The sequence below is a fragment of the Undibacterium sp. WLHG33 genome, assembly GCF_049544815.1.
In the GTDB taxonomy this organism is placed as follows: domain Bacteria; phylum Pseudomonadota; class Gammaproteobacteria; order Burkholderiales; family Burkholderiaceae_D; genus Undibacterium.
The window spans coordinates 2,341,251-2,367,137 of record NZ_CP186697.1 but is presented as its reverse complement, the minus strand read 5'-3'; the positions used below and the strand labels follow the sequence as shown (position 1 = coordinate 2,367,137).

The window sequence follows — 25,887 nt, the reverse complement described above, 5'->3', positions numbered from 1 at the left end:
GAATTTATTGACCACGAATTTTTAAAATAATGCCATCCAGAGAATCCAGATCGGCGAAATCAATCAACATCTGTCCTCGCCCCTTGCTCCCCATTTTCAGGCTTACCTGAGTCGCTAAGAGATCCGATAATTCTTCCTCAAGGCGGGTGATATCGCGCGATTTTTCTGCCTTATCACGCGGCTTCGCGCCGGAACTCATCTCAAGTGTCGTTTTTGCAACTAATTTTTCAGCTTCCCGAACGGACATGCGCTTGGCGACAATCTGATTTGCCAGCTGTATCTGTGTTGCTGCATCCGTCGCCAACAATGAACGTGCATGCCCCATATCAATATCACCCGCCATCAGCATGGTTTGTACGGGCTTTGCCAGGTTCAACAAACGCAATAAATTCGACACGGCACTGCGTGATCGTCCGACTGCCGTTGCCGCCTGTTCATGCGTAAACGAAAAATCAGTAATCAAACGGTGAATGCCTTGCGCTTCCTCGAGAGGATTCAGATCTTCACGCTGGATGTTTTCAATCAATGCCATCGCAGCGGCGGCCTGATCATCAACATCCTTGACCAGTACCGGTACTTCATCCAACCCGGCCATTTGTGAGGCGCGGAAACGGCGTTCACCGGCAATAATTTCGTAGCGAATCACTCCATTACTTTGCCCTACCGGACGCACCAGTATCGGTTGCATCAGCCCTTGCGCCTTGATTGAGGCTGCAAGCTCAGTCAGTGCGCCTTCGTCCATGCGTGTGCGCGGCTGATATTTACCCGCTTGCATTTGCGTTACCGGCAAGCTCGTCGGTGCGCCACTGACCGTGGGTACTGCTTCTGCAAAATCCCCTGCACCACCTAATAATGCGTCCAAGCCACGGCCTAAGCCTTTTTGTTTTTTTGTGACCATGCTTATTTGTCCAATTGTTTAATTCTTTCAACCATTTCTGCACCGAACGCGATATACGCCTGCGCCCCTTTCGATGAAGGGTCAAATACCACACCAGGAATACCATACGAAGGGGCTTCCGCCAGGCGCACGTTACGCGGAATCAGTGTTTTGAAAACCTTGTCGCCAAAATGTTGCTCTAATTGATCTGATACCTGCTGCGACAAGGTCATGCGCGGATCAAACATGACACGCAGTAAACCAACGATTTTCAGATCAGGGTTCAGGTTGGCAGAGACCTTCTTAATGGTATTTGCCAGGTCTGACAAACCTTCGAGTGCATAGTATTCACACTGCATAGGAATAATTACACCATGCGCTGCGCATAAACCATTCAGGGTCAGCATAGACAAAGCAGGAGGACAGTCGATCAGAACGAAATCATATTCATCGGCAACGACAGAAAGCGCATCACGCAGACGTTTATCACGGTTGTCGAGCTCAACCATCTCAACTTCGGCACCAGCCAGTTCACGGTTCGCCGGCAGCACGTCAAACCTGCCCGATTCAGAACGCTGACGGGCAGTTTCGACATCGGACATGCCAAGTAACACTTCATAAACAGACGCTGTCAGCTTTGCCTTGTTGATGCCGGCTCCCATAGTGGCATTGCCTTGCGGATCGAGATCGACCAGCAACACACGCTGTTCCAGTTTCGCCAGCCCGGCGGCAAGATTAACGGTGGTGGTCGTTTTTCCGACACCACCTTTTTGATTTGCAACACAAAATATTTTCGCCATAAAGGTTCCGTATGAATTTCAGACTGCAATTTTCCTGACAAAGACCAGATGACGCTCTGCCTTCAAACCAGGTACGGTCAGCGCTTGCACATCTGTCACGATCCATCCTTCTGGCAAACGTTCAATTTCCTCTGAAGGAGCAACGCCTTTCATTGCAATAAACTCGCCGCCGTCAGCCAATAAATGCCCAGACCAGTTAATGAAGTTACACAGCTCGGAAAATGCACGTGAAGTAATGACGTCGAACTTTTCCTTCACTTGCAAAGACTCGACCCTTCCCGTGTAGACCGTCACATTACTTAGGCCAAGCTCAGTTTTTGCTTGCGTCAGGAAAGCAGTTTTTTTGCTGACGGTATCGATCATGGAAATGCGGATATCAGGATAAGCAATTGCCAGCATCATTCCTGGTAAGCCTCCGCCAGCGCCGACATCCAAAATGTTTTTTGCGTCTTTAAATGCAGGTGCCGCAGACAGGGAGTCCAGCAAATGCTGTTTCACCATTTCTTTAGGATCACGGATAGCGGTCAGGTTATAAACCGTATTCCATTTCGACAATAGTATCAAATAGGCAATCATTTTATCGATTTGGGCATCACTCAAATCGAGACTTAATTCCTGGATACCACTGGCAAGCATCATACGCAATGCTGAAAAATCACCACTCATTCTACGTCGTCTCCTGCATCCTCAGCGACCAGCTCCCGGGTTGCCGCAAATTCTTTAAATCCCCTTTTTTTCAAATGCACGAGCAGCAGAGAAATGGCAGCAGGCGTCACACCTGAGATACGCCCACATTGCCCCAAGGTTTCGGGCTGATGTTTATTGAGCTTCTGACGAACCTCAATCGATAAACCACTGACTTCCATGTAATCAAAACCAACTGGCATTTTCAGATTTTCAAAATGAGCATGGCGCTCCACTTCTTTTGCCTGCCGATCAATATAGCCCGCATATTTAATCTGAATCTCAACCTGCTCTCGGACGGCCTCTTCGTCAACGCCCGGACCAGCCAGCGCCTGCCCTTCTACACCCTGCAGACTCATCAGACTTTCATAGGTCACTTGTGGCCGGCGCAGCAAATCTGCCAATGAATATTCGCGCTCTAAAGCCTTACCGACGACACGTTCAGCTTCAGCGTCGGCCAAAATACGTGGGTTTACCCAGGTTGAGCGCAGGCGTTCTAATTCACGTGAAACACTTTCACGTTTTTGCTCGAACATCTGCCATTGCGCATCACTGACGCAACCAAGCTGGCGACCGATTTCCGTCAGTCGCATATCAGCGTTATCTTCGCGCAGACTTAATCTGAATTCCGCCCGGCTGGTGAACATCCGGTAAGGTTCCTGTACACCTTTAGTAATCAGATCATCCACCAATACCCCGAGGTAAGCCTCATCACGGCGAGGTACCCACGCCTCCTTGCCCTGCGTTTGCAATGCTGCATTCAGGCCCGCCAGCATCCCTTGAGCTGCAGCCTCTTCGTATCCTGTGGTGCCATTAATCTGACCAGCAAAGAACAAGCCCTGAATTTGCCGCGTTTCCAGCGAGGACTTCAAACCACGAGGATCGAAATAATCATATTCAATCGCATAGCCCGGACGCAAGATATAGGCATTTTCCATACCGCGCATTGAACGTACCAGATCCAGCTGCACGTCAAACGGCAAGCTGGTGGAGATCCCATTCGGATAGAACTCGTTTGTCGTCAAACCTTCTGGCTCAAGGAAAATCTGATGCGACTCTTTGCTGGCGAAGCGATGGATTTTATCTTCAATAGATGGACAATAACGCGGACCCACACCCTCAATCACCCCTGTGTACATCGGGCTGCGGTCTAAGCCAGCACGGATGATATCGTGTGTCTTTTCATTGGTATGCGTGATCCAGCACGGCATCTGCTTAGGATGCATACTGGCCTTACCCATATAGGAAAACACCGGCACCGGATCAAGATCGCCGGGCTGTTCTTGCATCACAGAAAAATCGATACTCCGCCCGTCAATACGAGGCGGCGTACCTGTTTTCAAACGGCCTTGTGGCAACGCCAGCTCTTTCAGTCTGGCAGATAAAGAAATTGCTGGAGGGTCGCCCGCTCTGCCTGCCGAATAATTATTCAGGCCAACGTGAATTTTGCCATCTAAGAAAGTACCTGCGGTTAGCACCACTGCGCGGGCGCGGAATTGTATGCCTACTTGCGTTACTGCACCGACGACACGATTACCCTCCACCAGCAAATCATCTACTGCCTGCTGAAACAACCACAGATTAGGCTGATTTTCCAGGCGACTGCGTATCGCTTGTTTGTATAAAATTCTGTCGGCCTGCGCCCGTGTCGCCCGTACCGCCGGCCCCTTCGATGAATTCAAAATGCGGAATTGGATGCCCGCCTCGTCTGTCGCAATCGCCATGGCGCCACCCAGTGCATCAACCTCTTTGACAAGATGTCCCTTACCAATACCACCAATAGACGGATTGCAGGACATCTGGCCAAGCGTCTCAATATTGTGGCTTAATAATAGTGTGGACTGCCCCATACGTGCCGAGGCAAGCGCGGCTTCAGTACCGGCGTGACCACCGCCAACAACAATTACATCGAATTCTTTAGGATAAAACATAGCTAACTTCTGACAAACAAGGATTGCACGAGGCTCGATTATAGTTTGTTTTACGCCCCACTCACTTTTAACAAAGCAAAACAGCCAAAAAATTTAGCCCTACTGTTTCACGTGAAACAATAGGGCTAAATAAATAAACATTCGTTTTATCTCAAAGATTGTGTTTCACGTGAAACAATCATCTCAAAAATCCATCGTAACTTGTTTTGCAAATCAGGCAGATAACGACGAACAAAAACATTTTTCTGACAAACCCAGTACCATGTTTAATAGCGAGATGCGTTCCAAGTAAAGACCCGCCTATGCCACAAACCGCCATTAAGCCCCCGAGCATCCACAAGACATGTCCGCTGAAGCCAAACCACGACAAAGCCGCAGCATTACATGCGACGTTCAATACCTTCGCGACAGCCGATGCTCTTAAAAAATCGTAGCCAAAAAATCTGACGAACAGAAACATAAAAAAACTACCAGTTCCCGGGCCGAAAAATCCATCATAAAACCCAATAGCCGCGGCAACCAGCATTGCCAACCGGATTTCCTTATTTCCGGAAAACAGCGGCTTATCCGCCGAACCGAAATCCTTTTTTTTAAACGTGTAGATAGCAACAGCGATTAACACAAAAGGCAAGGTTTTACGCAAATGGGTAGGAGGAATATGTGTGACGAGATACGCCCCAAAAAAAGAAAAAAGAAAAGCCATCAAAGCTGCTGGTACCAACATTGCCCAGCGCACCCTCACCTTCTTCAAATAATTTCTTGCTGCAACTGTCGTTCCCCAGACCCCCGCAAATTTATTTGTCCCTAATAAAGTTGCTGGTGTCGTGCCTGGAAAAAAAGAAAACAATGCCGGAACTTGCACTAATCCACCGCCGCCCACAATCGAATCGACAAAACCTGCGAAAAATGCAGCTAGTCCCAACAAAAGCATATCTATCATGAAATTTATTAACCTTAATCAAAATACAGACAACATCTGGCAAGCTAGGGAGAATAACAATTCTTCGCAGTCTTAGGTAACACCGACACAATTATCTTTTGCCCGTCAAGAAAGGCTTGTGCCATGAATAATTTCGAATTCCAGACCGTCCCTCACCTCATCAGTGAATCCGGTGCGGCCAGTCGTTGCGGCGACATCATACGTAAATACTATCCGGAAGCCCGCCATGTGCTGGTCGTCACCGATACCGGATTTCTAAAAACGGGATTGGTGCAACCGGCTCTCGATAACATAAAAAGCCAGCAAATCCAGGTCAGTGTTTTTTCGGATGTGATTGCCGATCCACCGGAAGCTGTCGTCCTGCAGGCGGTTGCCAACGCGCGCAAACTTGGTATCGATCTCGTGGTCGGCCTCGGAGGTGGCAGTTCAATGGATGTGGCCAAACTGATCGCCGTTCTGGCCGGAAGCGAACAGCCATTATCGACCATGTATGGAATAGGTAATGTAAAAGGCGAACGCTTACCCTTAATACAGATTCCGACAACGGCAGGCACGGGTTCAGAAGTGACCCCGATCTCTATTGTTACTACCGGCAACACCACCAAAATGGGGGTCGTGGCACCGCAACTCTACGCTGACATCGCCATCCTCGATGCAACGTTAACGACAGGATTGCCAGCAAAAGTAACCGCAGCAACCGGAATTGATGCGATGGTGCATGCGATTGAGGCCTATACAACGCGCCATAAAAAAAATCCGATTTCTGACATGCTGGCGCGTCAGGCACTGAAATTATTGTGGAATAACATTGATCAGGCCTGCAGCAATGGCAGTAATTTAGCCGCGCGCCAGGCCATGCTGGTAGGTGCGATGATGGCCGGTCAGTCATTCGCCAATGCACCGTGTGCGGCTGTTCATGCGCTCGCCTATCCGATAGGCGGCATCTTCCATGTTCCACACGGTTTATCAAACTCACTGGTTTTACCACACGTCTTGCGTTTCAACGCGCCTGCGGCAGCAGAACTGTATGCGGAACTCGCTGAAATTATCGCGCCCGAGGCCATGGGCAGCGCAGAAGCACGCAGCAATGCCCTTATTACCGCGATGGAAGACCTCGCTGAGCGTACCGGTATCGAAACCCGTCTTACTCAGGTTGGCGTTACTGAGAGCGATCTCGACCGCCTGGCGGCGGACGCAATGCTGCAAACGCGTTTGCTGGGAAATAATCCCAGAGAAGTCAGCCTCGCCGACGCAAGGGCAATTTATGCTGCAGCACTATGAACTGCAGCTATTTGAAAAACCAGCAAAGACAAGACTGAATAGCTGCGTGGGTTTCACTACATAATCCTGCTGCGGGGATCATGGATATTGGACATCCGTTTTTTACAAAGAGCTGTGTTTATCCGGCAGTGGATAACATCCGTGTTTCACGTGAAATAAGCAAGAGAAGGCTCGTCTTAAGATGAAAATTAATTGCTATTTTTACATTATGTTAAAATTGATGTCATAAATGAAATACCCCGCTTTTGCGGGGTATTTTTTACGGCAGGACAAAATCTGAACTAGCTCAACTCAGTTTCGCTTTACGTACGCGCTGTAGCCGGTCACTCAACTCGCCGACAATTCCTTTACGGAACGCCAGTACGCAGACAATAAAAATCAGCCCTGTCACGATCGTGACGGAATCACCAAGATTACGGAACCAGTCAACCGTCGTCCAGTCCGCCAGCAGATTGCCGAGGTCACCAAGTTTATTCTCCAGCGCGATGATAATGATGGCGCCGACAATCGGGCCCACCAAGGTACCTAAACCGCCCACCAGGGTCATTAACACCACGAGGCCTGACATTGTCCAGTGCACGTCCGTCAGCGTCTCAAAACCGAGTACCAGCGTTTTAGTCGCGCCAGCTAATCCGGCAAGTGCGGCAGACAAGACGAAGGCCACGAGTTTGTACTTATCCACATCGTAACCAAGCGACACGGCACGCGGTTCGTTTTCTTTCACCGCTTTCAATACATGACCAAAAGGAGAATGAATCGCCCGCACCACCACGGCGAAACCTGCAATCGCAATTGCCAGCACCACGTAATACAAAGCCATATCCGATGTCAGATCCAGGCTTCCAAGCAATTTGCCTCGTGGGACGCCTTGCAAGCCATCTTCACCGCCGGTGAACTTCGCTTGCAAAAACACGAAGTACAACATCTGCGCCAATGCCAGAGTAATCATGGTGAAATAAATACCCTGTCGCCGTATTGCCAATGCCCCCATAACAAGACCGATCAGGGCCGCAGCGAGAACGCCAAGCACAATACCCAGTTCCGTCGGCAAACCCGCATCACGGATAGCCCAGCCGGCAATGTAACCTGCACCACCAAAAAATGCTGCATGACCAAATGACAGCAAGCCGGTAAAACCGATCAGCAAATTAAAAGCACAAGCAAACAAAGCAAAGCACAGCAGCTTCATTAAAAAGACGGGATAAACAAAAAACGGTGCCACCAGCAATACGGCAAGGGCAATCCCGTAGCCAATTTTTTTATTCATAGAAGCTCCGATTATTTTTCTTTGCCGAACAGGCCAGCAGGGCGAATCATCAGTACGATCGCCATCACAATGAAGACCACTGTGGCTGATAACTCCGGGTAAAACACACGCGTCAAACCTTCGATAACACCAAGTGCCAGCCCCGTCAGTATGGAACCGAGTATCGAACCCATACCACCGATCACAACAACCGCAAACACGGTAATAATCAGGTTAGAACCCATCAGCGGCGACACCTGTATCACCGGCGCCGCAAGAACACCGGCGAACGCCGCCAGCGCCACACCGAAACCATACGTCAGCGTCACCATCAACGGCACATTCACACCGAAGGCTTCTACCAGTTTCGGGTTTTCTGTACCGGCACGCAGATAAGCACCTAGTTTAGTTTTTTCGATCACAAACCAGGTCGCAAAACAGACTGCGAGCGAGGCAATCACCACCCATGCGCGATAGTTAGGCAGAATCATAAAACCGAGATTCGTTGCGCCCATTAAGGCATCCGGCACAGAATACGGTTGCCCGGACACACCATAGACAGAACGGAAAATACCTTCAAGCATCAGGGTGATACCAAAGGTCAGCAGCAATCCGTATAAATGATCGAGCTTATACAGCCAGCGCAACATGGTCTTTTCTATGATGACGCCGAATATACCGACCAGTACCGGAGCCAGAATCAGCATCACCCAGTAGTTGACGCCAAAATAATTCAAGCCCATCCAGGCCAGAAATGCGCCCATCATATACAGCGCACCATGCGCAAAATTAATCACATTCAGCAAGCCAAAAATGACTGCCAGTCCGAGAGACAGCATCGCGTAAAACGAGCCATTGACCAAGCCCAGCAACAGCTGGCTCAGCATCGCCTGAAGCGGAATACCAAATATTTCCATGGCACTCTTTAGAAAATAACCCACAGAATCAGCGGGCAGATGTCAGGAAAGGGATGTGCTTCTGCGTTGCAATTCACGATAATTACGCAGCCACGCACATCCGGTTTATGTATCAATACAAGCAGCTTAAACTTCCCTGCACCTGTTACAGGCGCAGGGAAATCTTTTCTTTATTTCCACAAAGCGCACTTGGATTCGGCTTTCGTAGTGAAAGCCTGTTCACCAGGAATAGTCTGCGCCACTTTGTAGTAATCCCAAGGCTCTTTCGATTCTGCTGGTGACTTCACCTGCATCAGATACATGTCGTGAATCATGCTGCCGTCGGCACGGATATAGCCATTTTTAGCGTAGATATCGTTGATTTTGGCGGACTTCATTTTTGCCATCACTTTTTCGGTATCATCGCTGCCGGCTGCTTTGACCGCGTTCAGATATTGCAGGGTTGCAGAATAGTCAGCGGCCTGCAGACTGGATGGCATTTTTTTCATTTTTTCAAAATAACGACGCGACCATTTACGCGCTTCTTCATTCTGATTCCAGTACCAGCTGTCGGTCAGGTACATACCACTCGTCAGATTCAATCCCAGAGAGTGAATATCATTAATGAACATCAGCAGACCAGCCAATTTCATGGTCTTGGTCACACCGAATTCATTCGCTGCTTTAATCGCATTGATCGTATCGCCACCGGCATTGGCCAGGCCCAGAATCTGAGCTTTCGACGCCTGCGCCTGTAACAGGAATGAAGAGAAATCAGAAGCAGACAAAGGATGTTTTACCGATCCGGCGACGCTACCGCCGGCAGCTTTAACCACACTCGCAGTGTCACTTTCCAGCGATGCACCAAACGCATAGTCAGCTGTCAGGAAATACCAGCTTTTGCCACCTTGTTTCACGACAGCAGAACCTGTGCCCTTCGCCAGAGCAACAGTATCGTAAGCATAGTGAATGGTATTCGGCGTGCATTCTTCGTTAGTCAGACGCGCTGTACCGGCACCGATAGAAATGAATACTTTTTTCTTTTCTGCCGCAACTTTAGACATCGACAAAGAAGTACCGGAATTGGTGCCGCCGATCAGCATGTCCACACCATCACGGTCAAACCATTCACGTGCGCGGCTTGCAGCGATATCCGCTTTGTTCTGATGATCAGCCGTGACCAGCACGATCTTTTTACCGAGTACGGTACCGCCAAAATCAGCGATTGCCATTCTGATCGCTTCTGCACCGCCGTTACCGTCGATATCAGAATACAAGCCGGAAATATCCGTGATAAAACCAATTTTTACAACATCGCCCGATACCTGCGCGCTTGCTGAACCTGTGAAAGCCGCAAATGCTGCACCCACTGCCAGACTGGCAATTTTAAATTTTGTATTCATTTGTCTTCTCCTATCGTTTTTATAAACGCCCGCGCCATTGCTATGGCTGCAGGAACCACCACCAATTCACACTCCCAACAACTCATTCAACACAGGCATTTTTTCCTGCAATTGCGAGGCTGCAAAAGTCTCGACTATCTGCCCATGTTCCATCACATAAAACCGGTCCGCCAATGGTGCAGCGAAACGGAAATTCTGTTCCACCATGACGATGGTGTAACCCTTCGCTTTCAGGGTGGTAATCATGCGCGCTAAAGCCTGTACGATCACCGGTGCCAGACCTTCGGAAATTTCATCGAGTAATAACAAACGCGCGCCTGTACGCAGAATGCGCGCGACTGCCAGCATTTGCTGTTCACCGCCGGACAGACGCGTACCCTGACTGTTTTTACGCTCGGCCAGATTCGGAAACATGTCGTAAATTTCTTCGACGGACATGCCCTGCACATCGCGTGACACCAGCGGCGGCAACATCAGATTTTCTTCTGTGGATAAGGATGAAAATATCCCTCGTTCTTCGGGGCAATAGCCAACGCCGAGATGCGCAACTTTATGCGTCGGCAAATGAATGGCTTCGACACCGTTAATTTTGATCGAGCCTTTGCGGGCGCCTGTCAGCCCCATGATCGCGCGCATCGTTGTCGTGCGGCCTGCGCCATTCCGACCAAGCAAAGTCACGACTTCACCCTGATTCACCACCAGGTTCACATCATGCAAAATATGCGATTCACCGTACCAGGCTTGCAGATGCGTGATCTCCAGCGCAGGTACTTTTCCGGATTGATTCGTTGCAACACTCATGCGTGCGCTCCTTCCAGTTCGCCGCTGGTGCTTCCCATATAGGCTTCCATGACTTTAGGATTTTTCGATACTTCAGCGTAAGTGCCTTCGGCCAGTATGGCACCACGCTGCAACACAGAAATTTTGTCGCAGATACCGGACACCACGCTCATATTGTGTTCGACCATCAGAATAGTGCGTCCTGCTGATACCTTTTTGATGAGCTCGGTCACACGATGCACATCTTCATGCCCCATCCCCTGCGTCGGTTCATCCAGCAACATCATCTCCGGCTCCATCGCCAGCGTCGTGGCAATTTCCAGAGCGCGTTTGCGGCCATAAGGCAAATCCACGGTCTTGGTATCGGCAAACTCTGTCAGATCGACTTCTGTCAGCAACTGCATCGCGCGCTCATTCAGGTTGTTGAGGCTGTTCGCACTTTTCCAGAAATGAAACGAGGTACCAAGGCTGCGTTGCAAACCTATACGTACATTTTCCAGCACGGTCATGTGCGGAAAAACAGCGGAAATCTGGAATGAACGAATGATGCCCTGGCGTGAAATCTGTGCCGGTTTAGCCGACGTGATATCACGCCCGTTAAACAGAATCTGACCGGAAGTCGGTACCAGGAATTTGGTGAGTAAATTAAAACAGGTGGTTTTGCCGGCACCGTTTGGTCCGATCAGCGCGTGGATATGCCCACGCTGCACCTGCAAATTCACTTCGCTCACAGCGGTGAAGCCCTTGAACTCTTTGGTCAAGCGCTTAGTCTCGAGGATGACATTGGTCATCGCGTCTCCTTATTGTCTTGCTTCAGGCCCTCTTCGGGGATCCAGTATTTTTAACATGACAAACTTACTGATCGTGCAGCAAGCATTTATTATTTTATTCAGAAAGCTCCGGTCACCGATATTGATGTTGCCACACGTCAATGCATTTAAGCTATATGCGACGCGCCTTTCAACAAATAGGGCACCGGCATTTCTCTGAGTTTTTGATAGTACCTATCAAACGGTTTTTTCAACAATACGGTATAACTACTGTACGTAGTTTCACGCAAGCCGACCTGAAAATAAAGTGCGTTTACCTTTCTTCTGACAAAATCGCCTGTGCCGCTTTTTCCGCAATCATGACGGTCGGCGAATTGGTATTACCCGATGTGATTGTCGGCATCACAGAAGCATCTGCTACCCGCAGTCCCGCGATGCCTATGATGCGTAAAGCGCTGTCAACAACCGCACTGGTATCATCTCGCCTGCCCATCTTGCACGTACCGACCGGATGAAAAATCGTCGTGCCGATATCACCGGCTGCTTTGGCTAATTCTTCTTCCGTGCGGAATTGCGCACCCGGTTTCATTTCTTCCGGCTGATATTTTTTTAACGCAGGTGCCGCAACGATCTTGCGTGTCAGCGTCAGCGAGTCCGCCGCAATCTTACGGTCTTCATTCGTACTCAGATAATTCGGCACAATTTTTGGTGCCGCCAAAGGATCGGCTCCGGTAATTCTGACATAGCCGCGCGACGTTGGGCGCAGGTTGCAGACACTTGCGGTGAACGCCGGAAAATCATGCAAAGGGTCGCCGAATTTTTCCAGCGACAAAGGTTGCACGTGGTATTGCAGATTCGGTGTCGCCTGCGATGCATCTGAGCGCGTAAAAGCGCCCAGCTGCGACGGCGCCATCGACATCGGACCACTCTGGAATAATGCATATTCGAGACCGATACGCGCCTTGCCAAGCAAACTGTTGGCCATCTTGTTCAGTGTTTTTGCACCCGAAATTTTGAAGGCAGAACGTATCTGCAAATGATCCTGTAAATTCGCGCCGACACCCGCCAGCTCATGCACCACCGATACACCAGCTTGCTGCAACTGGCTGCCGTTGCCAATTCCGGAATACTGCAAAATCGCGGGTGATCCTATCGCGCCTGCGGCCAGCACCGTTTCCTGAACGGCATCAGCAAACCACTCGCGGCCACCGCCAATAAATTCGACGCCGGTACAACGTTTGCCATGTTCGCCGTCAACAATACGCAGACGCCGGACCTGGCAGCCGGTCATAATCGTCAGGTTACTGCGTGTCGCTGCCGGTTTCAGAAAAGCTTTCGACGCATTCCAGCGTATGCCGCGTTTCTGGTTCACATCAAAATAGCCGCAGCCTTCGTTATTGCCACGATTGAAGTCGTCGGTTTTCGGGATGCCGACTTCTGCCGCCGCATCGCGAAATGCATCCAGAATTTCCCACGACAAGCGCTGCTTTTCTACGCGCCATTCACCACCCTGACCGTGAAATTCCACATTGCCACTGTAATGATCTTCGCTCTTTTTAAACAGCGGCAACACCTGATCCCAGCGCCAGCTATCGTCCCCGGTCAACGCCGCCCATTCATCGTAATCACGCTGCTGACCACGCATATAAATCATGCCGTTGATCGATGAACAACCACCCAGCACTTTGCCACGCGGATAGATCAGGCTGCGCCCGTTCAGACCCGGTTCGGCTTCGGTACGCAGCATCCAGTCTGTGCGTGGATTATTAATGCAATACAGATAGCCGACCGGAATATGTATCCACACATAATCGTCTTTACCACCGGCTTCGAGCAGCAGCACGCGCTTGTCCGGGTTCTTCGACAAACGATTCGCCAATACACAGCCGGCAGTACCGGCACCGATCACGATGTAATCAAACTGTCCTGCTGATTCCATGTATTTTTTCCTTAGCTTTTACGAGTCGCTGCCTGCATTTCCTGCACCAGCGTGGCGACCAGATCCGCAGCATGCACATCACGCGCGCGGGCAACGCCCTGCCCACACCACAGCGACATGAATTCAGTTTTATTTTCTTTTGCCGCTGCCGAGCGTATTGCTCCGGTCAGCGCGTTTTGCACAGGATAGGCCGGCACCTGATCTGCCACGGATTCCATCAGTTGCATGAAACGGTTATCCAGACCACGCGCAAAACGGCCGGAAAACGCGCGCGTCTGACGCGTGGTATCTCCGCCATCAGTGCGGGCATCAAGTAAGCGATGCTTGTAAGCCGGATGAATGCCGGATTCTTTCGTGGTCAGAAATGCCGTGCCCATCTGCACCCATTGCGCACCGGCAGCAAGGGCAGCAGCGATATCCCCACCGTCCATGATGCCGCCCGCAACGATCAGCGGAATCTGTATCTGCGGGCGGCAAACGGCCAGCAATTCTGCGGTCCTCAGCGTTGCATCCTGCTGCGCCCCGATGAAAGTGCCGCGATGTCCACCAGCCTCCGTGCCCTGCAGGCAAATCGCATCGGCACCGATCGCTTGCCAGACGACGGCTTCCGCCAGATTCGTCGCGGTACCGATCACCAGTATTCCGGCCTCGTGCAGACGCTGTACCTGGCTGCCATGCAAAACATCGAAAGTAAAACTGGCGACGGCTGGTCGTGCGGTGATCAAGGCATCTAATTGCGCTTCAAAATCCTCGCACCAGCGGGTCGGTGTCGGCAAGGTGCTCCAGCCTAATTCAGCGCACACCGGTTGCAGCAATAATTTGGCCGCCTCTATCTGGGCAAAATCGACTTGCGGGCGCGTCTGTACAAACAGATTGATGGCAAAGGGTTTATCCGTCAGGCGGCGGATATGTTCGGCCTGCTCAATGATCGCCAGCGGCGTCAGCAAAGGCGCAGCGAGAGAGCCGAGCGCACCGGCTTCCGATACTGCCGCCACCAGTTCCGGCGTCGTCGCGCCGCCTGCCATCGGTGCCTGGATAATCGGGTACTGGCATAAGGTGTTGATCGTGAACATCGTGGTTCTTTCACATACTGGGGAGGAGTATGAGTTACTGCACCCGTTATCTCTTTTATTTATAAGGACATCAGATGCAAACCGAAAGATACTCCCCCATCCCGCAGAAGTAATCTGGGTGCGGAGGGTTATTCGGGCTGCTCCCGGCACGTCTTTACAACATCAACGCACCGAGAGCAGAGGAAATTACTTCGCTACCGGCATCGTGAATTCAGCACCTTTGCCTATGCTGTCTGGCCAACGCTGCATCACGGATTTGTAGCGGGTGTAGAAGCGTATGCCTTCTTCGCCATACGCATGCTGATCACCAAATAAAGAACGTTTCCAGCCACCAAATGAATGCCATGCCATCGGTACAGGAATAGGCACGTTAATACCGACCATCCCGACCTGAATGCGGCGTGAAAATTCGCGTGCGGTGTTGCCGTCAGAAGTGAACAAGGACACGCCATTACCGAATTCATGGCGGTTGATCAGCTCCACGGCCGAGGCAAAATCCGGTACGCGGACAATGCACAACACCGGCCCGAAAATTTCTTCGCGATGAATTTTCATGCCTTCTTTGACGTGGTCAAACAGTGTGCCGCCGAGGAAGAAACCAGCTTCATGACCAGGTACAGAAAAACCGCGTCCATCGACCAGCAATTGCGCACCTTCAGCAACACCGTCAGCAATATAGCCTTCGATTTTTGCCTTGTGCACGGCGGTCACGACCGGGCCCATTTCGGCATCGGCTTCCATACCGTTTTTGATTTTCAGGGATTTCACCCGTGGTACCAGCGCAGCCACCAGTTTATCGGCCACATCACCGACCGCCACCGCGACAGAAATCGCCATGCAACGTTCACCGGCGGAACCATAGGCCGCGCCCATCAAGGCATCGACAGCCTGATCCAGATTTGCATCCGGCATCACAACCAGATGATTTTTCGCACCACCGAGTGCCTGTACGCGCTTGCCCAGGCGTGTGCCTTCGCTGTAAATATATTCGGCAATCGGCGTTGAACCAACGAATGAAATTGCGGACACATCCGGATGCTGCAGCAAGCCATCCACAGCGACTTTATCGCCTTGCAATACGCCGAACACGCCATCTGGTAAGCCCGCTTTTTTCAACAGATCAGCAATCAGCAATGCGCAGGAAGGATCGCGCTCGGACGGTTTCAGAATAAACGTATTGCCAGTCGCAATCGCCAGCGGCGCCATCCACATCGGCACCATGAAAGGGAAATTAAATGGCGTAATACCCGCAGTCACACCCAGCGGCTGACGCAGATTGTAGTTATCAATACCGCCGCCGATGTTGTCGGAAAACTGGGTTTTCAACAGTTGCGGCATACCGCAGGCAAATTCAACGATTTCTATACCACGGGTGACTTCGCCCATCGCATCCGACAAGACCTTGCCATGTTCGCGCGTAATCAGCGCAGCGATCTCCTTATGATGCTGATCCAGCAGTTCTTTGAATTTGAACATAATGCGCGCACGTTTGAGTGGTGCGGTATCCGCCCACGCCGGTGCTGCCGCTTTGGCCGCTGCCACCACCGCATTCACCTCGTCCTGATTCGCCAGCACCACTTGCGCCACCACAGCGCCCGTTGCCGGATTAAACACGTCCTGCTGACGGCCACTGGCCGAGCTTACTACCTGGCCATTCATAAAATGCTGTATCAACGATGTCATAAGAAACCCTTAGTCAGAAATGGAAGTTCAATCGCAGATTAATAGACTACCCATAGCAAATCCAATTAATTATTTTCAATAGCAACATAAGACATGCTTATAATATTCAAAAAATTCTGCGTGCCAGTGTTATCAACACCAGTTTATATCCCACGCTGATGGAGACAACATGGATTTCACTCAATTACGTGCCTTTGTGACTGTCGCCAGAGAAGGTAATCTGACCCGCGCCGCCGAACGTCTGCATGTCACACAACCCGCCGTCAGCCTGCAAATCAAAGCATTGCAGGAAAGCCTGAATTTGCAACTGTTCAGCCGCAGTGCCAGCGGCATGACACTGACCAATGACGGCGCCAAATTACTGCCGTATGCAGAACGCGTCTTAAGTTGTATCGTTGAATTTCGTCAGGCATCGAATTCTTTACACTCCACGCTGAGTGGAGAACTGGCGATAGGAACGATACTTGACCCTGAGTTCACCCGCCTCGGTGCGTTTCTGAAACGGCTGGTGGAAACTTATCCACAGTTATCCACACGACTGCAACAAGGGATGTCCGGCTCGGTGTTACAACAAATCCGCGCGGGTAGTCTTGATGTCGGCTTTTACATAGGTGAAGCCCCCGACGACGTTAAAACACCTATCTACAGTGTGGTGCTGACTAATTTTACTTATCGCGTGGTCGCACCCAGCGGCTGGAATAAGCGCGTGCTCGGTCAGAGCTGGCAAAGCCTTGCACAGCTACCATGGATATGGACACCGCCCGAATCGGCACACAATCGTCTGCTGACAAAAATCTTTGCCGGACTCAATCTGACGCCGAATAAAGTCGCTCTGGTCGATCAGGAACCGTCGATGCTGGATCTGGTGAAATCGGGTGTTGGTCTGAGTCTGATCCGCGATTCGATTGCGATACGGGAAGCACATGCACATGGTCTGGTCATCGCCGATGCCGTCAGCGTTGAAACCCAACTATGTATTATTTGTCAGGAAAAACGCAAGAACGAAGCGATGATCGCCGCCAGTTTTGAGCTGATCAAACAATGCTGGCAATTACTGATTTAGCTGTTGTACGGGTGGATGATGAGCGCGCAAAAACACGATCAAAAAATAACATTCAGCCGAATTTCGTTACATCAGATTCACATAGTATTTGCAGTTTTTATTATCTGCCATTTTTATTACCATTAAGGACATCTGTTTTTCAGAAAAAACTGATACAAGGTATACAATCCACTCCAGACCGCCACTGACAAAAATAAATCTCAGCACTGGTGCTGATCTTCAGGGACGTACAGAAAGTAAATGCTTTGAAAACCCAGACTCTTATTCTTCTCTCAGCCTGTGTCGCCACTCTGCCGCTGACCGCGCAAGCGGCAGATCTGCGTTTGCTGATACAGGAATACGCACCGTTTTCATATACTGACCCGAAGACGGGTGAAATCCGCGGCTTCGTCACAGACAAAATTATGGAAATCATGCGGCGGGCAGGTGAAACAACGGAGATCAGCAGCACCTCACTCGCACGCGGATTGAACGCCACACTGAACGACGATAACACTTGCCTGTTCGCTTTTCGCCGCACTCCCGAACGTGAAAATCTATTCAAATGGGTCGGCCCGCTGACCAATGATAACTGGGTACTGTACGGCCGGAAAAACGATAGCCGCGTATTAAAAAAATTTCAAGATGCAAAACCCTACGCTATCGGTTCCTACAAAAATGCGGCAACAGGTATACAACTGAGCGAACAGGGTTATCACATCATTTTCGCCAGTGAAGACGATGACAACCCGCGTTTACTCGTCAACAAACGTATCGATTACTGGGTGGTTTCTGAATTACACGGTATGTCATTGGCACAGCAAATGGGCTATGCCAATGACATCGTACGCGCCGCCCGTTACAAAAATATCGAACTCAATATGCTGTGTAATATCCGCATGGATAAACAACGCATTGATCTCTTTAACAAAATCAACCGCGACTTAGAGAACGACGGCACGATGGAAAAACTGATGCGTAAATATGGAATCCGCTGATGGCACGCACAACAAAAGCAAGCAATGCCGTACAAAGACTGAAAGAACGGAGTAAGGGTGCAGCCTATTCTATGGTCAGCATGGCCGATGGCCGCTTTTTTCTGACCCGTTCTGACGGTACCGCTACACCTGAGAGATTAAGCGAGCCGATGGAAATCGATGCCTTTGTCTCTTTCGTCAATTCTCTCGAAAAACAGGCGCCTAAAAAAGTCAGTAAGCTCGATCAGGCATTTGAACAAAAATTACAAAACGCAAAAAAATAATCCACACACATGACGTGCTCATCATGAGTCTGTTATTTATTATCCCAGTCATGATTTACTCAAAAAGGATGTTTTATTTATGAAATCCCATCTGCTTGTTGCTGCTTTTGGCTTATCTGTTTTTTTCACAAGCGGCGTTGCCACTGCACAGATGCAAAGTGATACCAGCGTTGTGGCCAGCACACTGCAAAAAATCGACATCAAAATCGGCACAGGACAAGAAATTGCGACCGGAAATAATGCCCTGGTTCATTACACCGGCTGGCTGCATGATCCTCTTGCTGCGAAAGAACACGGTACTCAGTTTGACAGTTCATCCGGCCGGCCACCATTCAGTTTTACTGTCGGTGCAGGCAGAGTGATTAAGGGCTGGGAGCAGGGCATTATCGGCATGAAAGTCGGCGGCAAACGTACCCTGATTATTCCGCCGGAGCTGGCATACGGTACGCGTGGTGCTGGTGGCGTCATACCACCGAATGCCACCCTGATTTTTGATGTGGAATTAGTCGGAATACGGTAAAAAAATTCTGCTGATGCACATCCTGAACCGGATGTGCTTACTTGGTGTCAGTAGCTTGCGGGGCTTCCGGTTGCGGTGGATAGAATGTATACACCGCATAGAAAAAACAGGAGACCGCCAGCACGGTCACCGCTGTTCCAATAAAAAACAGCGGTTCCAGACCCAGCGGAAAAACAAACTGATACCAGTTAATGAGGCCGGACAATATCATTGTGGCGAAAGAAATATTCATTAACAGACCAGACCGACGCATGGTCGCTGCCGCAAACAACAGCATGACCAACAGAGATAATAAAAAGCTGACAAATCCCATCACAATAAGACCTTTTATTTTTTGTAATCTTAGAAAAATAACATAATGGTATTGTCCCGGCTTGAGTTTTACGTCGTTTTAAAATATCCACACAGCAGGATCACCAATGGCTTATTTGCTCGCACTTGATCAGGGAACCTCCAGTTCACGCAGCATAATTTTTGATGAGCAAGGTCAGATTATCGCTTCGGCACAGCAAGAATTCCGTCAGCTGTTTCCGCAACCGGGCTGGGTTGAACATGATGCCATCGAGATCTGGCAAAGTCAGTTTGCGACTTGTCAGCAAGCGATGCGCAACGCCGCTTTACAGGCAAATGACATCAGCGCCATCGGCATCACGAATCAGCGCGAAACCACGGTGTTATGGGACAGAAAAACCGGCCAGCCTTTGTACAATGCGATCGTCTGGCAAGACCGCCGCACCGCCGCGTATTGCGAAGAGCTGCGCACACAGGGCTATGCTGAAAAAATCCAGGCAAAAACCGGGCTGATACTCGATCCGTATTTTTCGGCAAGCAAACTCAAATGGCTGCTCGATCATATTCCCGGCGCACGCCAGCGGGCGGCACGCGGTGAACTGGCATTCGGCACAATCGATACCTGGCTGGCGTGGCAACTCAGCGAAGGTAAGCTGCATGTGACCGATATCACGAATGCCTCACGCACCATGCTGCTGAATATTCATCAGGGACAATGGGATCAGGAATTACTTGATCTGTTTGATATTCCGGCTGCGGTGTTACCCGACGTGTCGCCGTCAAGCCATCTATTTGGTCACTGCGCTTTACTTGGCAGCGCCATCCCCATCGCCGGTATCGCTGGTGATCAGCAAGCAGCGCTGTTCGGGCAGGCGTGTTTTACACCCGGCATGGCAAAGAATACCTATGGCACCGGCTGTTTCATGCTGATGCACACCGGCGCGCAAGTCGCCACATCGCACAATGGTTTAATCAGCACAAGTGCTTGTCAGACGGGCCTCACCAGCCAATATGCGCTTGAAGGCAGCGTCTTTATTGGGGGAGCCGTTGTGCAATGGCTACGCGATGGGCTGCAGGCGATACAACATTCCACCGACGTCGAACAACTCGCCAGCAGCGTGCCGGATTCGGGCGGTGTGGTCTTTGTGCCTTCGTTCACCGGCCTTGGCGCACCGTACTGGGTGGCCGATGCCAAAGCGGCGATAGTCGGCCTCAGCCGTGGCAGCACCGTTGCCCATATTGCCCGCGCAGCGCTGGAATCGATTGCATTTCAGAGTACAGCGGTGTTGCTGGCCATGGTGAAAGATGCGGTCTCCCCGATCACAGAATTGCGCGTTGATGGTGGTGCGGCAGCCAATAATCTGTTGCTGCAATTTCAGGCAAATTTACTCGGCATTCCCGTCATACGACCGAAAGTCACCGAAACTACGGCGCTGGGGGCGGCTTTTCTCGCGGGGCTGGGTGCCGGTATTTTTGCGAATCAGGATGAATGCGCAGCGACCTGGAAAATGGACAGACAATTTATACCGACCATGAGCCGTACGCAGGCGCAATCGCTGATGGCTGAATGGGAAACGGCGGTAAACCGGGTACGCTGAACATTAACGCACAAGGCAGTCAGCCAGCGATAAGGTCACCGTGAACACGGTTTATGGATAAAATGGAGGCTGGTTCGTCATCGGCAATGACGATGAACAAAGCGGATCTGCTTTCGTTTTGCGGAACACAGCGTAGCTTCACCTGCGATTGACGCAGCATTTGATGCTCAGCATTTTATATTTTCTGTACTTTTTACTGCTCTCCACTCATGAAACTCAAGTCCGCTCTGGTTCTGGCCATGCAATTATTCAGTGTCTCAGTCTTTGCTGCTGACGCGCCGTCAACGCCAGCTTCACCATCGGTATCAGTTTCCCAATCCGTGTTCGTCGTCGCGCCGGAAGATTTGCCAAAACAACCTGCCGGCGTCGTGATCGATACGCCAAAAATGCCGGAACCGGAAAAGAAAAAAGAATCTCCTCGTATCACCGCCGCACAAGTCTGGTCTGGCCCAGTGCCGTTATCGGGTGGTTTGTTTTTTCTGGTCGCATCGATGCCGGTGTTAGCCTCGCTTTATTTCGCGTATCAGTTGTATCTGTTCATCGTTGCCCGTCGCCGTCGCTTAGCTGTGCGGCATATTCAGGATAACTGAGCGTAACGTTCGCCGACGCGGCGAACGCAAATCGTTTTTCACCAAAACTTCATCTGTTTGTCACCAGCCTGTCACCTGCCCGGCCTACAGTCTCTGTTATCCATAACGATAATCGGAGAACAATATGTCCAGCAAAGCACTGATCGCCAGCGCGGTGTTTAACTCGACGACCCAGGGTCGTAAAGGCATCGCTGACAAACTGTTCGCGCACTGGTTCAGCCGCCTCGTCCATGCGCAGGTCTGGGAAGACCCGCAAGCCGATCTGCATGCGCTGCAATTACGTCCCGGTGCCAACATCGTCACGATTTCTTCCGGCGGTTGCAACGCGCTGGCGTATTTATCTGCTGAACCGGCAGCCGTACACGCGGTTGATCTGAACGCCGCCCATCTGGCGATGCTCAACATCAAACAGACCGCAATCAAACATCTGCCCGATTATGATGCCGTGCTGGCCTATCTCGGTGACGCGAATCATGCCGATAATCTGAAACGGTATAAACGTCATATCCGCCAGCACTTATCCGAAGATGCGAGTAACTTCTGGGAAAGCCGCACGATTACAGGCAAACCTCGTTATTACTACTTTACCGATCAGGCTTATCAATATGGTTTGCTGGGCCGCTTCATCAGCGTTGCCCACAGTTTTGTCAGATTGATGGGCGGCGACATGAGCAAAATGCTCGAAGCCCGCAGCGTGCAGGAACAACGCGATATATTTGACCATGACATTGCCCCGGTATTTGATACAGGTTTGTTCAAACTGCTGGCGCAACAGCCGCTGGCGCTGTATAGCCTGGGTGTACCAATCTCGCAGTTCGCAGCGTTAAAAAAAGATGCAGGAGAAGGTTTGCATGTCTTGTTCAAAGAAAGAATGCGCCATTTATCCTGCGATTTTCCACTCGATCAGAATTGTTTCGCGCAACAGGCGTTTGGCCGGTGTTATGACATACGGCGACAGGCAGCTTTGCCCATGTATTTGCAACAGGCGCATTTTTTCAGCCTGCGCCGTAATATCGACCGCCTGCATGCGCATCATCTGACACTGACGGATTTCCTGCGTACTCAGCCGCGTGCCTCGATGGATGCTTATGTGTTCCACGATGCCCAGGACTGGATGGACAAACAGCAACTCGTCAGTCTGTGGGAAGAAGTCAACCGCACTGCGGCTCCCGGCGCAAGAGTCGTGTTCCGTACGGCGGGTCAGTCATCTCCACTAGAAGCGGCATTACCAACAGCATTGTTATCCACATGGCATACCGATACGGAACATAACCGTGCTTTACACGCGACAGACCGTTCGGCCATCTATGGCGGCATGCATCTTTATCAAAAAAACTGAGTCTTTTCCTGATTTGAATACTTCCATCCCACCACGTCTGGTGGCTGATGCCCTCTGGTTGCTAACCGCACGTTCGCGCGGCGGCAATCATTGGGTCAGTAATGCCCATTGCCAGATCCAGACCATAGAATTTGGTGGCCACAGCCATCCCGTCAGCCTGCTTGAACACAGCCAATGGCAGGAATGCGCCGCGTCCAGCCCGCGTACTGCCTTACTGCGTGTCAACCGTCACTGCCGGTCGTCACCGGTATCCGCCGTTGCCCGTATGGTTGATACGCTGTCCTGCCTGATCTACGGGCCGCTATCGGCACTCATGCACACTGGCAAGCTGGATCAGGCGGCGCTGGTTGGCAATTACCTGCTGCCGGTTACGTTTTATCCAGCCTGGAATGCTGACGATATCAGACTGATGACAGAAAAATTGCAGACAGCCCATCCGCAACGTCCATTGATGATGCAGCATCTCAGCACAGAAGTCTGCCCGCAACTGATGCAGCATCTGCGTAATCTGGGCTGGAAAATGATAGCGACACGCCGGGTTATGCTGGCGGACCCGCAGCAAAGTCATCAGAGCAATTTATTAGCTGAGGCTGACGTCAGTATTGTTCCTCATGATCAGCTCACTGATCATGACCTGCACGAATTGTATGCGCTGTACAAGCAGCACCAGGCGCAGCATAAAAATCATCTGCAGGCTGATTTCAGTCTGGCATTTTTTGAATTATGTCTGGAAACCGGTTTTGCCGGGCTGACCGGTCTGCGCTGGCGAGGGCGCTGGGCCGGTGTGCTCGGAACCTATACACAGCCAGGCTGCAGCTGGCTTAGTGCGCCATTAATGGCATGGGATCACAAGCTGCCCGCAGCAGTAGACGCCGATCGCATTCTGCAACAACTGTTCATCGATGAAGCGAAGCAAAAACAACTCAACGTGCACTGGGGAACTGAACTGAAAACAGATCCCGGTAACGGCAGCGTTGCTGTTGAATATACCGCGATTTACGATCAACATCTGCCATCTTCTCAGAAAACCGCTCTCCACTGGTTCTCTGCAGTTTTTCAGCAATGTGTTTTCCGGTCATCAGCCGCAACCATCAAGCGGCGATCAGAATAAGCGTTATTCCTGATGAATCAAGCAGCCTGCATCCTCATTTTTTGACCAGGTCCGTATAAAAGATAACAGCTGCCTAGCCAGTGCTGTGTTCATCTGTACTCAGCAAACCCGGCTCAGAATCACGCAAAAACCCTGTGGATAAAGCCTTGTATATCCACGGTATGCTTTGGGGAAAACCAGCATAGTTTTCCCCAGGCATTTATTTATCCCAAAACTGTCATCAAACGATACAAGGTTTATCAGAACAGATATACAGTCGATAAGTCTTTGTTTATGTGAATAAATATAGACTTATCCACAAAATAGTGCGACGTTAACTATCACTACTATGTATATATAAAGTAAGTCATATAAGTAAACCTGTTACGGATACTTTTCAGCATTTTTGCCGTTGGTGAAACAAAAACAGAGTCAGATTGAAAAATTGCTCAAACCAGATCCGGTATTAGCAAGGACTTAAAAAAAATGATCCGGATTCCGACAATCGGATTTCAAGAATATGTATTTTTTTAAAAAAGCCTGCCTTTTTTTTCAATCAGCAATGGAAAAACAAAAAACACGTGTTGAAAAGTCAGATTTTTTTAACGCTGCTGACAGCGAGGACAGAAAATCCCCGTTTTTGCAGACACTTTTTTATAAAAACAGCCATAAAAAAGCAGAAAAACCACGAAATTGAAAAATATTTTTGTGGATAAGCTCACGGATATCCACTGCATATATTGTGCGTAAACAAGTAAATGCTGTTCAGACATTTTTCTATCCCGATTTTGTCCTGTGCATATACAGACTTTTTGCACCGCCTTATCAATTGCTTAAATAATTGATTCTGTGGATGTTTACTGACTTATCCACAGAACAGGCAAGATGTTAACAACTACTACTACGTATATATAAAGTTATTATCTTTAAAGGTATCCACAAGCAAAAAAACGGAAACCCCCGCAAGCAAAAATTTCCTTTAGAATCCGTTACTTAGAAATCCAGCACCGCTTGTAATAGGTGCTCCTTTTTTTCTGAGGATATTTATGAAACTCCGGCATACCGTGACATTCAGTCTGTTGTTCAGTCTTTTACTGAGCGTTGCTCACGCTCAGACGGCAAAACCGACGGATGCGTCCATCAGAGAATTGTTACTGGCAACGCAGAGCAAAGAATTGCTGCAATCGGTACAGTCACAGACGGACAACATGACGGCCACCATCATGCGTGATGCAGCGTACGGAACCAAAGTTGACGAAGAAAAGCAAAAAGCGCTCGATAAATTCCGCGACAAGATTATTGCAATACAAAAAGAAGAATTGTCCTGGGAAAAAATGGAACCAATGCTGATCAACATCTACGCCAGCTCGCTGACACAGGAAGACGTTGACGGCATTACGGCGTTTTATAAATCTCCCGCCGGCAAAGCTTATGTACAGAAAATCCCTGCGATCATGCAGCAAACCATGACGCAAATGCAGGCAAAATTAAAGCCGATGGCGGAAAAAATAAAACAGGCACAAAAAGAATTGAATGAAGAATTTGCCAGTATTGATAAAAAGAAAAAATCATTAAAATAATTTATCTTCTCTTAAATATCGTTAAAAATAAAATAAATACCATTAAAAGTAGTTAATTTATTTTTTTGAGCCTGTAAATAAATTTGTGTAAATGTCCACGGTCTATTAACCTCTCGAGCGAGGAATTACCGATGGACATTTTAATGGATAGAGAAAAACTGAAAGCTTTGGCAAAGGATATCGGGCGCTGGCAACCCGGTTTGATAAATTGAAGCGAAATTATGAAAGTGTCGTCGCCATGGCCTGTGCTTTTTTATGGCTGCCTATGTGAAA

General features: G+C 49.9%; 25 protein-coding genes and 1 pseudogene. 12 read left to right on the top strand and 14 right to left on the bottom strand.

The window, feature by feature from the left end; all coding sequences use genetic code 11:
- Positions 1 to 4: 4 nt before the first annotated feature.
- The 5 genes from ACOTSW_RS10890 to ACOTSW_RS10870 all read right to left on the bottom strand — a co-directional run bounded on the left by ACOTSW_RS10890 (position 5) and on the right by ACOTSW_RS10870 (position 5,232).
- Positions 5 to 898, bottom strand: coding sequence for a ParB/RepB/Spo0J family partition protein (locus tag ACOTSW_RS10890; RefSeq protein ID WP_423679115.1), 894 nt, complete (start codon positions 896 to 898; stop codon positions 5 to 7).
- Between the two features lie 2 nt (positions 899 to 900).
- Positions 901 to 1,677 (bottom strand): ParA family protein, encoded by a 777-nt coding sequence (locus tag ACOTSW_RS10885; protein ID WP_423679114.1) that lies wholly within the window; start codon positions 1,675 to 1,677, stop codon positions 901 to 903.
- A gap of 18 nt (positions 1,678 to 1,695) precedes the next feature.
- Positions 1,696 to 2,343 carry a 16S rRNA (guanine(527)-N(7))-methyltransferase RsmG gene (rsmG, locus tag ACOTSW_RS10880; RefSeq protein WP_423679113.1) on the bottom strand — a complete coding sequence of 216 codons (648 nt, stop codon included), beginning with the start codon at positions 2,341 to 2,343 and terminating at the stop codon, positions 1,696 to 1,698.
- The gene (gene mnmG, locus ACOTSW_RS10875) at positions 2,340 to 4,292 is read right to left on the bottom strand and encodes a tRNA uridine-5-carboxymethylaminomethyl(34) synthesis enzyme MnmG (RefSeq protein WP_423679112.1); all 1,953 of its coding nucleotides are present in this window, start codon (positions 4,290 to 4,292) and stop codon (positions 2,340 to 2,342) included. Before mnmG ends, rsmG begins: the two co-directional genes overlap by 4 nt.
- Before the next feature lie 178 nt (positions 4,293 to 4,470).
- A complete protein-coding gene (locus tag ACOTSW_RS10870; RefSeq protein ID WP_423679111.1) occupies positions 4,471 to 5,232 on the bottom strand; it encodes a sulfite exporter TauE/SafE family protein in 762 nt (253 codons plus the stop codon).
- Positions 5,233 to 5,355: 123 nt separating this feature from the next.
- On the opposite strand from ACOTSW_RS10870, the gene ACOTSW_RS10865 reads away from it, so the two are divergent.
- Positions 5,356 to 6,513, top strand: coding sequence for an iron-containing alcohol dehydrogenase (locus ACOTSW_RS10865; RefSeq protein ID WP_423679110.1), 1,158 nt, complete (start codon positions 5,356 to 5,358; stop codon positions 6,511 to 6,513).
- Between the two features lie 286 nt (positions 6,514 to 6,799).
- Here the strand turns inward: ACOTSW_RS10865 and ACOTSW_RS10860 are convergent, their stop codons facing one another.
- The 8 genes from ACOTSW_RS10860 to ACOTSW_RS10825 all read right to left on the bottom strand — a co-directional run bounded on the left by ACOTSW_RS10860 (position 6,800) and on the right by ACOTSW_RS10825 (position 16,303).
- Entirely contained in the window at positions 6,800 to 7,780 is a 981-nt protein-coding gene (locus ACOTSW_RS10860) for a branched-chain amino acid ABC transporter permease (RefSeq protein ID WP_423679109.1), read from the bottom strand.
- Positions 7,781 to 7,791: 11 nt separating this feature from the next.
- Positions 7,792 to 8,676 carry a branched-chain amino acid ABC transporter permease gene (locus ACOTSW_RS10855; RefSeq protein WP_423679108.1) on the bottom strand — a complete coding sequence of 295 codons (885 nt, stop codon included), beginning with the start codon at positions 8,674 to 8,676 and terminating at the stop codon, positions 7,792 to 7,794.
- Between the two features lie 170 nt (positions 8,677 to 8,846).
- Positions 8,847 to 10,058, bottom strand: coding sequence for an ABC transporter substrate-binding protein (locus ACOTSW_RS10850; protein ID WP_423679107.1), 1,212 nt, complete (start codon positions 10,056 to 10,058; stop codon positions 8,847 to 8,849).
- Between the two features lie 66 nt (positions 10,059 to 10,124).
- Positions 10,125 to 10,859, bottom strand: a complete 735-nt coding sequence (locus tag ACOTSW_RS10845) for an ABC transporter ATP-binding protein (protein WP_423679106.1) — start codon at positions 10,857 to 10,859, stop codon at positions 10,125 to 10,127.
- Entirely contained in the window at positions 10,856 to 11,629 is a 774-nt protein-coding gene (locus ACOTSW_RS10840; protein ID WP_423679105.1) for an ABC transporter ATP-binding protein, read from the bottom strand. The genes ACOTSW_RS10845 and ACOTSW_RS10840 overlap by 4 nt, the downstream gene beginning before the upstream one ends.
- A gap of 292 nt (positions 11,630 to 11,921) precedes the next feature.
- A complete protein-coding gene (locus tag ACOTSW_RS10835; RefSeq protein ID WP_423679104.1) occupies positions 11,922 to 13,547 on the bottom strand; it encodes a GMC family oxidoreductase in 1,626 nt (541 codons plus the stop codon).
- Positions 13,548 to 13,558: 11 nt separating this feature from the next.
- Positions 13,559 to 14,620 carry an NAD(P)H-dependent flavin oxidoreductase gene (locus ACOTSW_RS10830; RefSeq protein ID WP_423679103.1) on the bottom strand — a complete coding sequence of 354 codons (1,062 nt, stop codon included), beginning with the start codon at positions 14,618 to 14,620 and terminating at the stop codon, positions 13,559 to 13,561.
- 186 nt (positions 14,621 to 14,806) lie between these two features.
- The gene (locus ACOTSW_RS10825) at positions 14,807 to 16,303 is read right to left on the bottom strand and encodes a CoA-acylating methylmalonate-semialdehyde dehydrogenase (protein ID WP_423679102.1); all 1,497 of its coding nucleotides are present in this window, start codon (positions 16,301 to 16,303) and stop codon (positions 14,807 to 14,809) included.
- 169 nt (positions 16,304 to 16,472) lie between these two features.
- Here ACOTSW_RS10825 and ACOTSW_RS10820 point away from each other — a divergent pair, with 169 nt between their 5' ends.
- The 4 genes from ACOTSW_RS10820 (at position 16,473) to ACOTSW_RS10805 (ending at position 19,126) form a co-directional block, all read left to right on the top strand.
- The gene (locus ACOTSW_RS10820) at positions 16,473 to 17,366 is read left to right on the top strand and encodes a LysR family transcriptional regulator (RefSeq protein WP_423679101.1); all 894 of its coding nucleotides are present in this window, start codon (positions 16,473 to 16,475) and stop codon (positions 17,364 to 17,366) included.
- A gap of 245 nt (positions 17,367 to 17,611) precedes the next feature.
- Entirely contained in the window at positions 17,612 to 18,343 is a 732-nt protein-coding gene (locus tag ACOTSW_RS10815; RefSeq protein ID WP_423679100.1) for a substrate-binding periplasmic protein, read from the top strand.
- Positions 18,343 to 18,606, top strand: a complete 264-nt coding sequence (locus ACOTSW_RS10810; protein ID WP_423679099.1) for a hypothetical protein — start codon at positions 18,343 to 18,345, stop codon at positions 18,604 to 18,606. The genes ACOTSW_RS10815 and ACOTSW_RS10810 overlap by 1 nt, the downstream gene beginning before the upstream one ends.
- 79 nt (positions 18,607 to 18,685) lie before the next feature.
- Entirely contained in the window at positions 18,686 to 19,126 is a 441-nt protein-coding gene (locus ACOTSW_RS10805) for an FKBP-type peptidyl-prolyl cis-trans isomerase (protein WP_423679098.1), read from the top strand.
- 37 nt (positions 19,127 to 19,163) lie between these two features.
- On the opposite strand, the gene ACOTSW_RS10800 is transcribed toward ACOTSW_RS10805, so the two are convergent.
- Positions 19,164 to 19,442 carry a hypothetical protein gene (locus ACOTSW_RS10800; protein ID WP_423679097.1) on the bottom strand — a complete coding sequence of 93 codons (279 nt, stop codon included), beginning with the start codon at positions 19,440 to 19,442 and terminating at the stop codon, positions 19,164 to 19,166.
- 103 nt (positions 19,443 to 19,545) lie between these two features.
- On the opposite strand from ACOTSW_RS10800, the gene glpK reads away from it, so the two are divergent.
- The 7 genes and pseudogenes from glpK to ACOTSW_RS10765 all read left to right on the top strand — a co-directional run.
- Positions 19,546 to 21,015: a glycerol kinase GlpK gene (gene glpK, locus ACOTSW_RS10795; RefSeq protein WP_423679096.1), complete on the top strand. Its 1,470-nt coding sequence runs from the start codon at positions 19,546 to 19,548 to the stop codon at positions 21,013 to 21,015.
- A gap of 209 nt (positions 21,016 to 21,224) precedes the next feature.
- Positions 21,225 to 21,605, top strand: coding sequence for a hypothetical protein (locus ACOTSW_RS10790; protein ID WP_423679095.1), 381 nt, complete (start codon positions 21,225 to 21,227; stop codon positions 21,603 to 21,605).
- A gap of 124 nt (positions 21,606 to 21,729) precedes the next feature.
- On the top strand, positions 21,730 to 22,944 hold the full coding sequence (locus ACOTSW_RS10785; RefSeq protein ID WP_423679094.1) for a DUF3419 family protein: 1,215 nt from the start codon (positions 21,730 to 21,732) through the stop codon (positions 22,942 to 22,944).
- Between the two features lie 13 nt (positions 22,945 to 22,957).
- Positions 22,958 to 24,055, top strand: a complete 1,098-nt coding sequence (locus ACOTSW_RS10780) for a hypothetical protein (RefSeq protein WP_423679093.1) — start codon at positions 22,958 to 22,960, stop codon at positions 24,053 to 24,055.
- 541 nt (positions 24,056 to 24,596) lie between these two features.
- A complete protein-coding gene (locus ACOTSW_RS10775; protein ID WP_423679092.1) occupies positions 24,597 to 24,731 on the top strand; it encodes a hypothetical protein in 135 nt (44 codons plus the stop codon).
- Positions 24,732 to 25,080: 349 nt separating this feature from the next.
- Positions 25,081 to 25,614, top strand: a complete 534-nt coding sequence (locus ACOTSW_RS10770) for a DUF2059 domain-containing protein (protein ID WP_423679091.1) — start codon at positions 25,081 to 25,083, stop codon at positions 25,612 to 25,614.
- 172 nt (positions 25,615 to 25,786) lie between these two features.
- Positions 25,787 to 25,885: pseudogene (locus ACOTSW_RS10765) on the top strand (IS5/IS1182 family transposase); the annotation flags it as partial.
- Positions 25,886 to 25,887 lie beyond the last annotated feature (2 nt).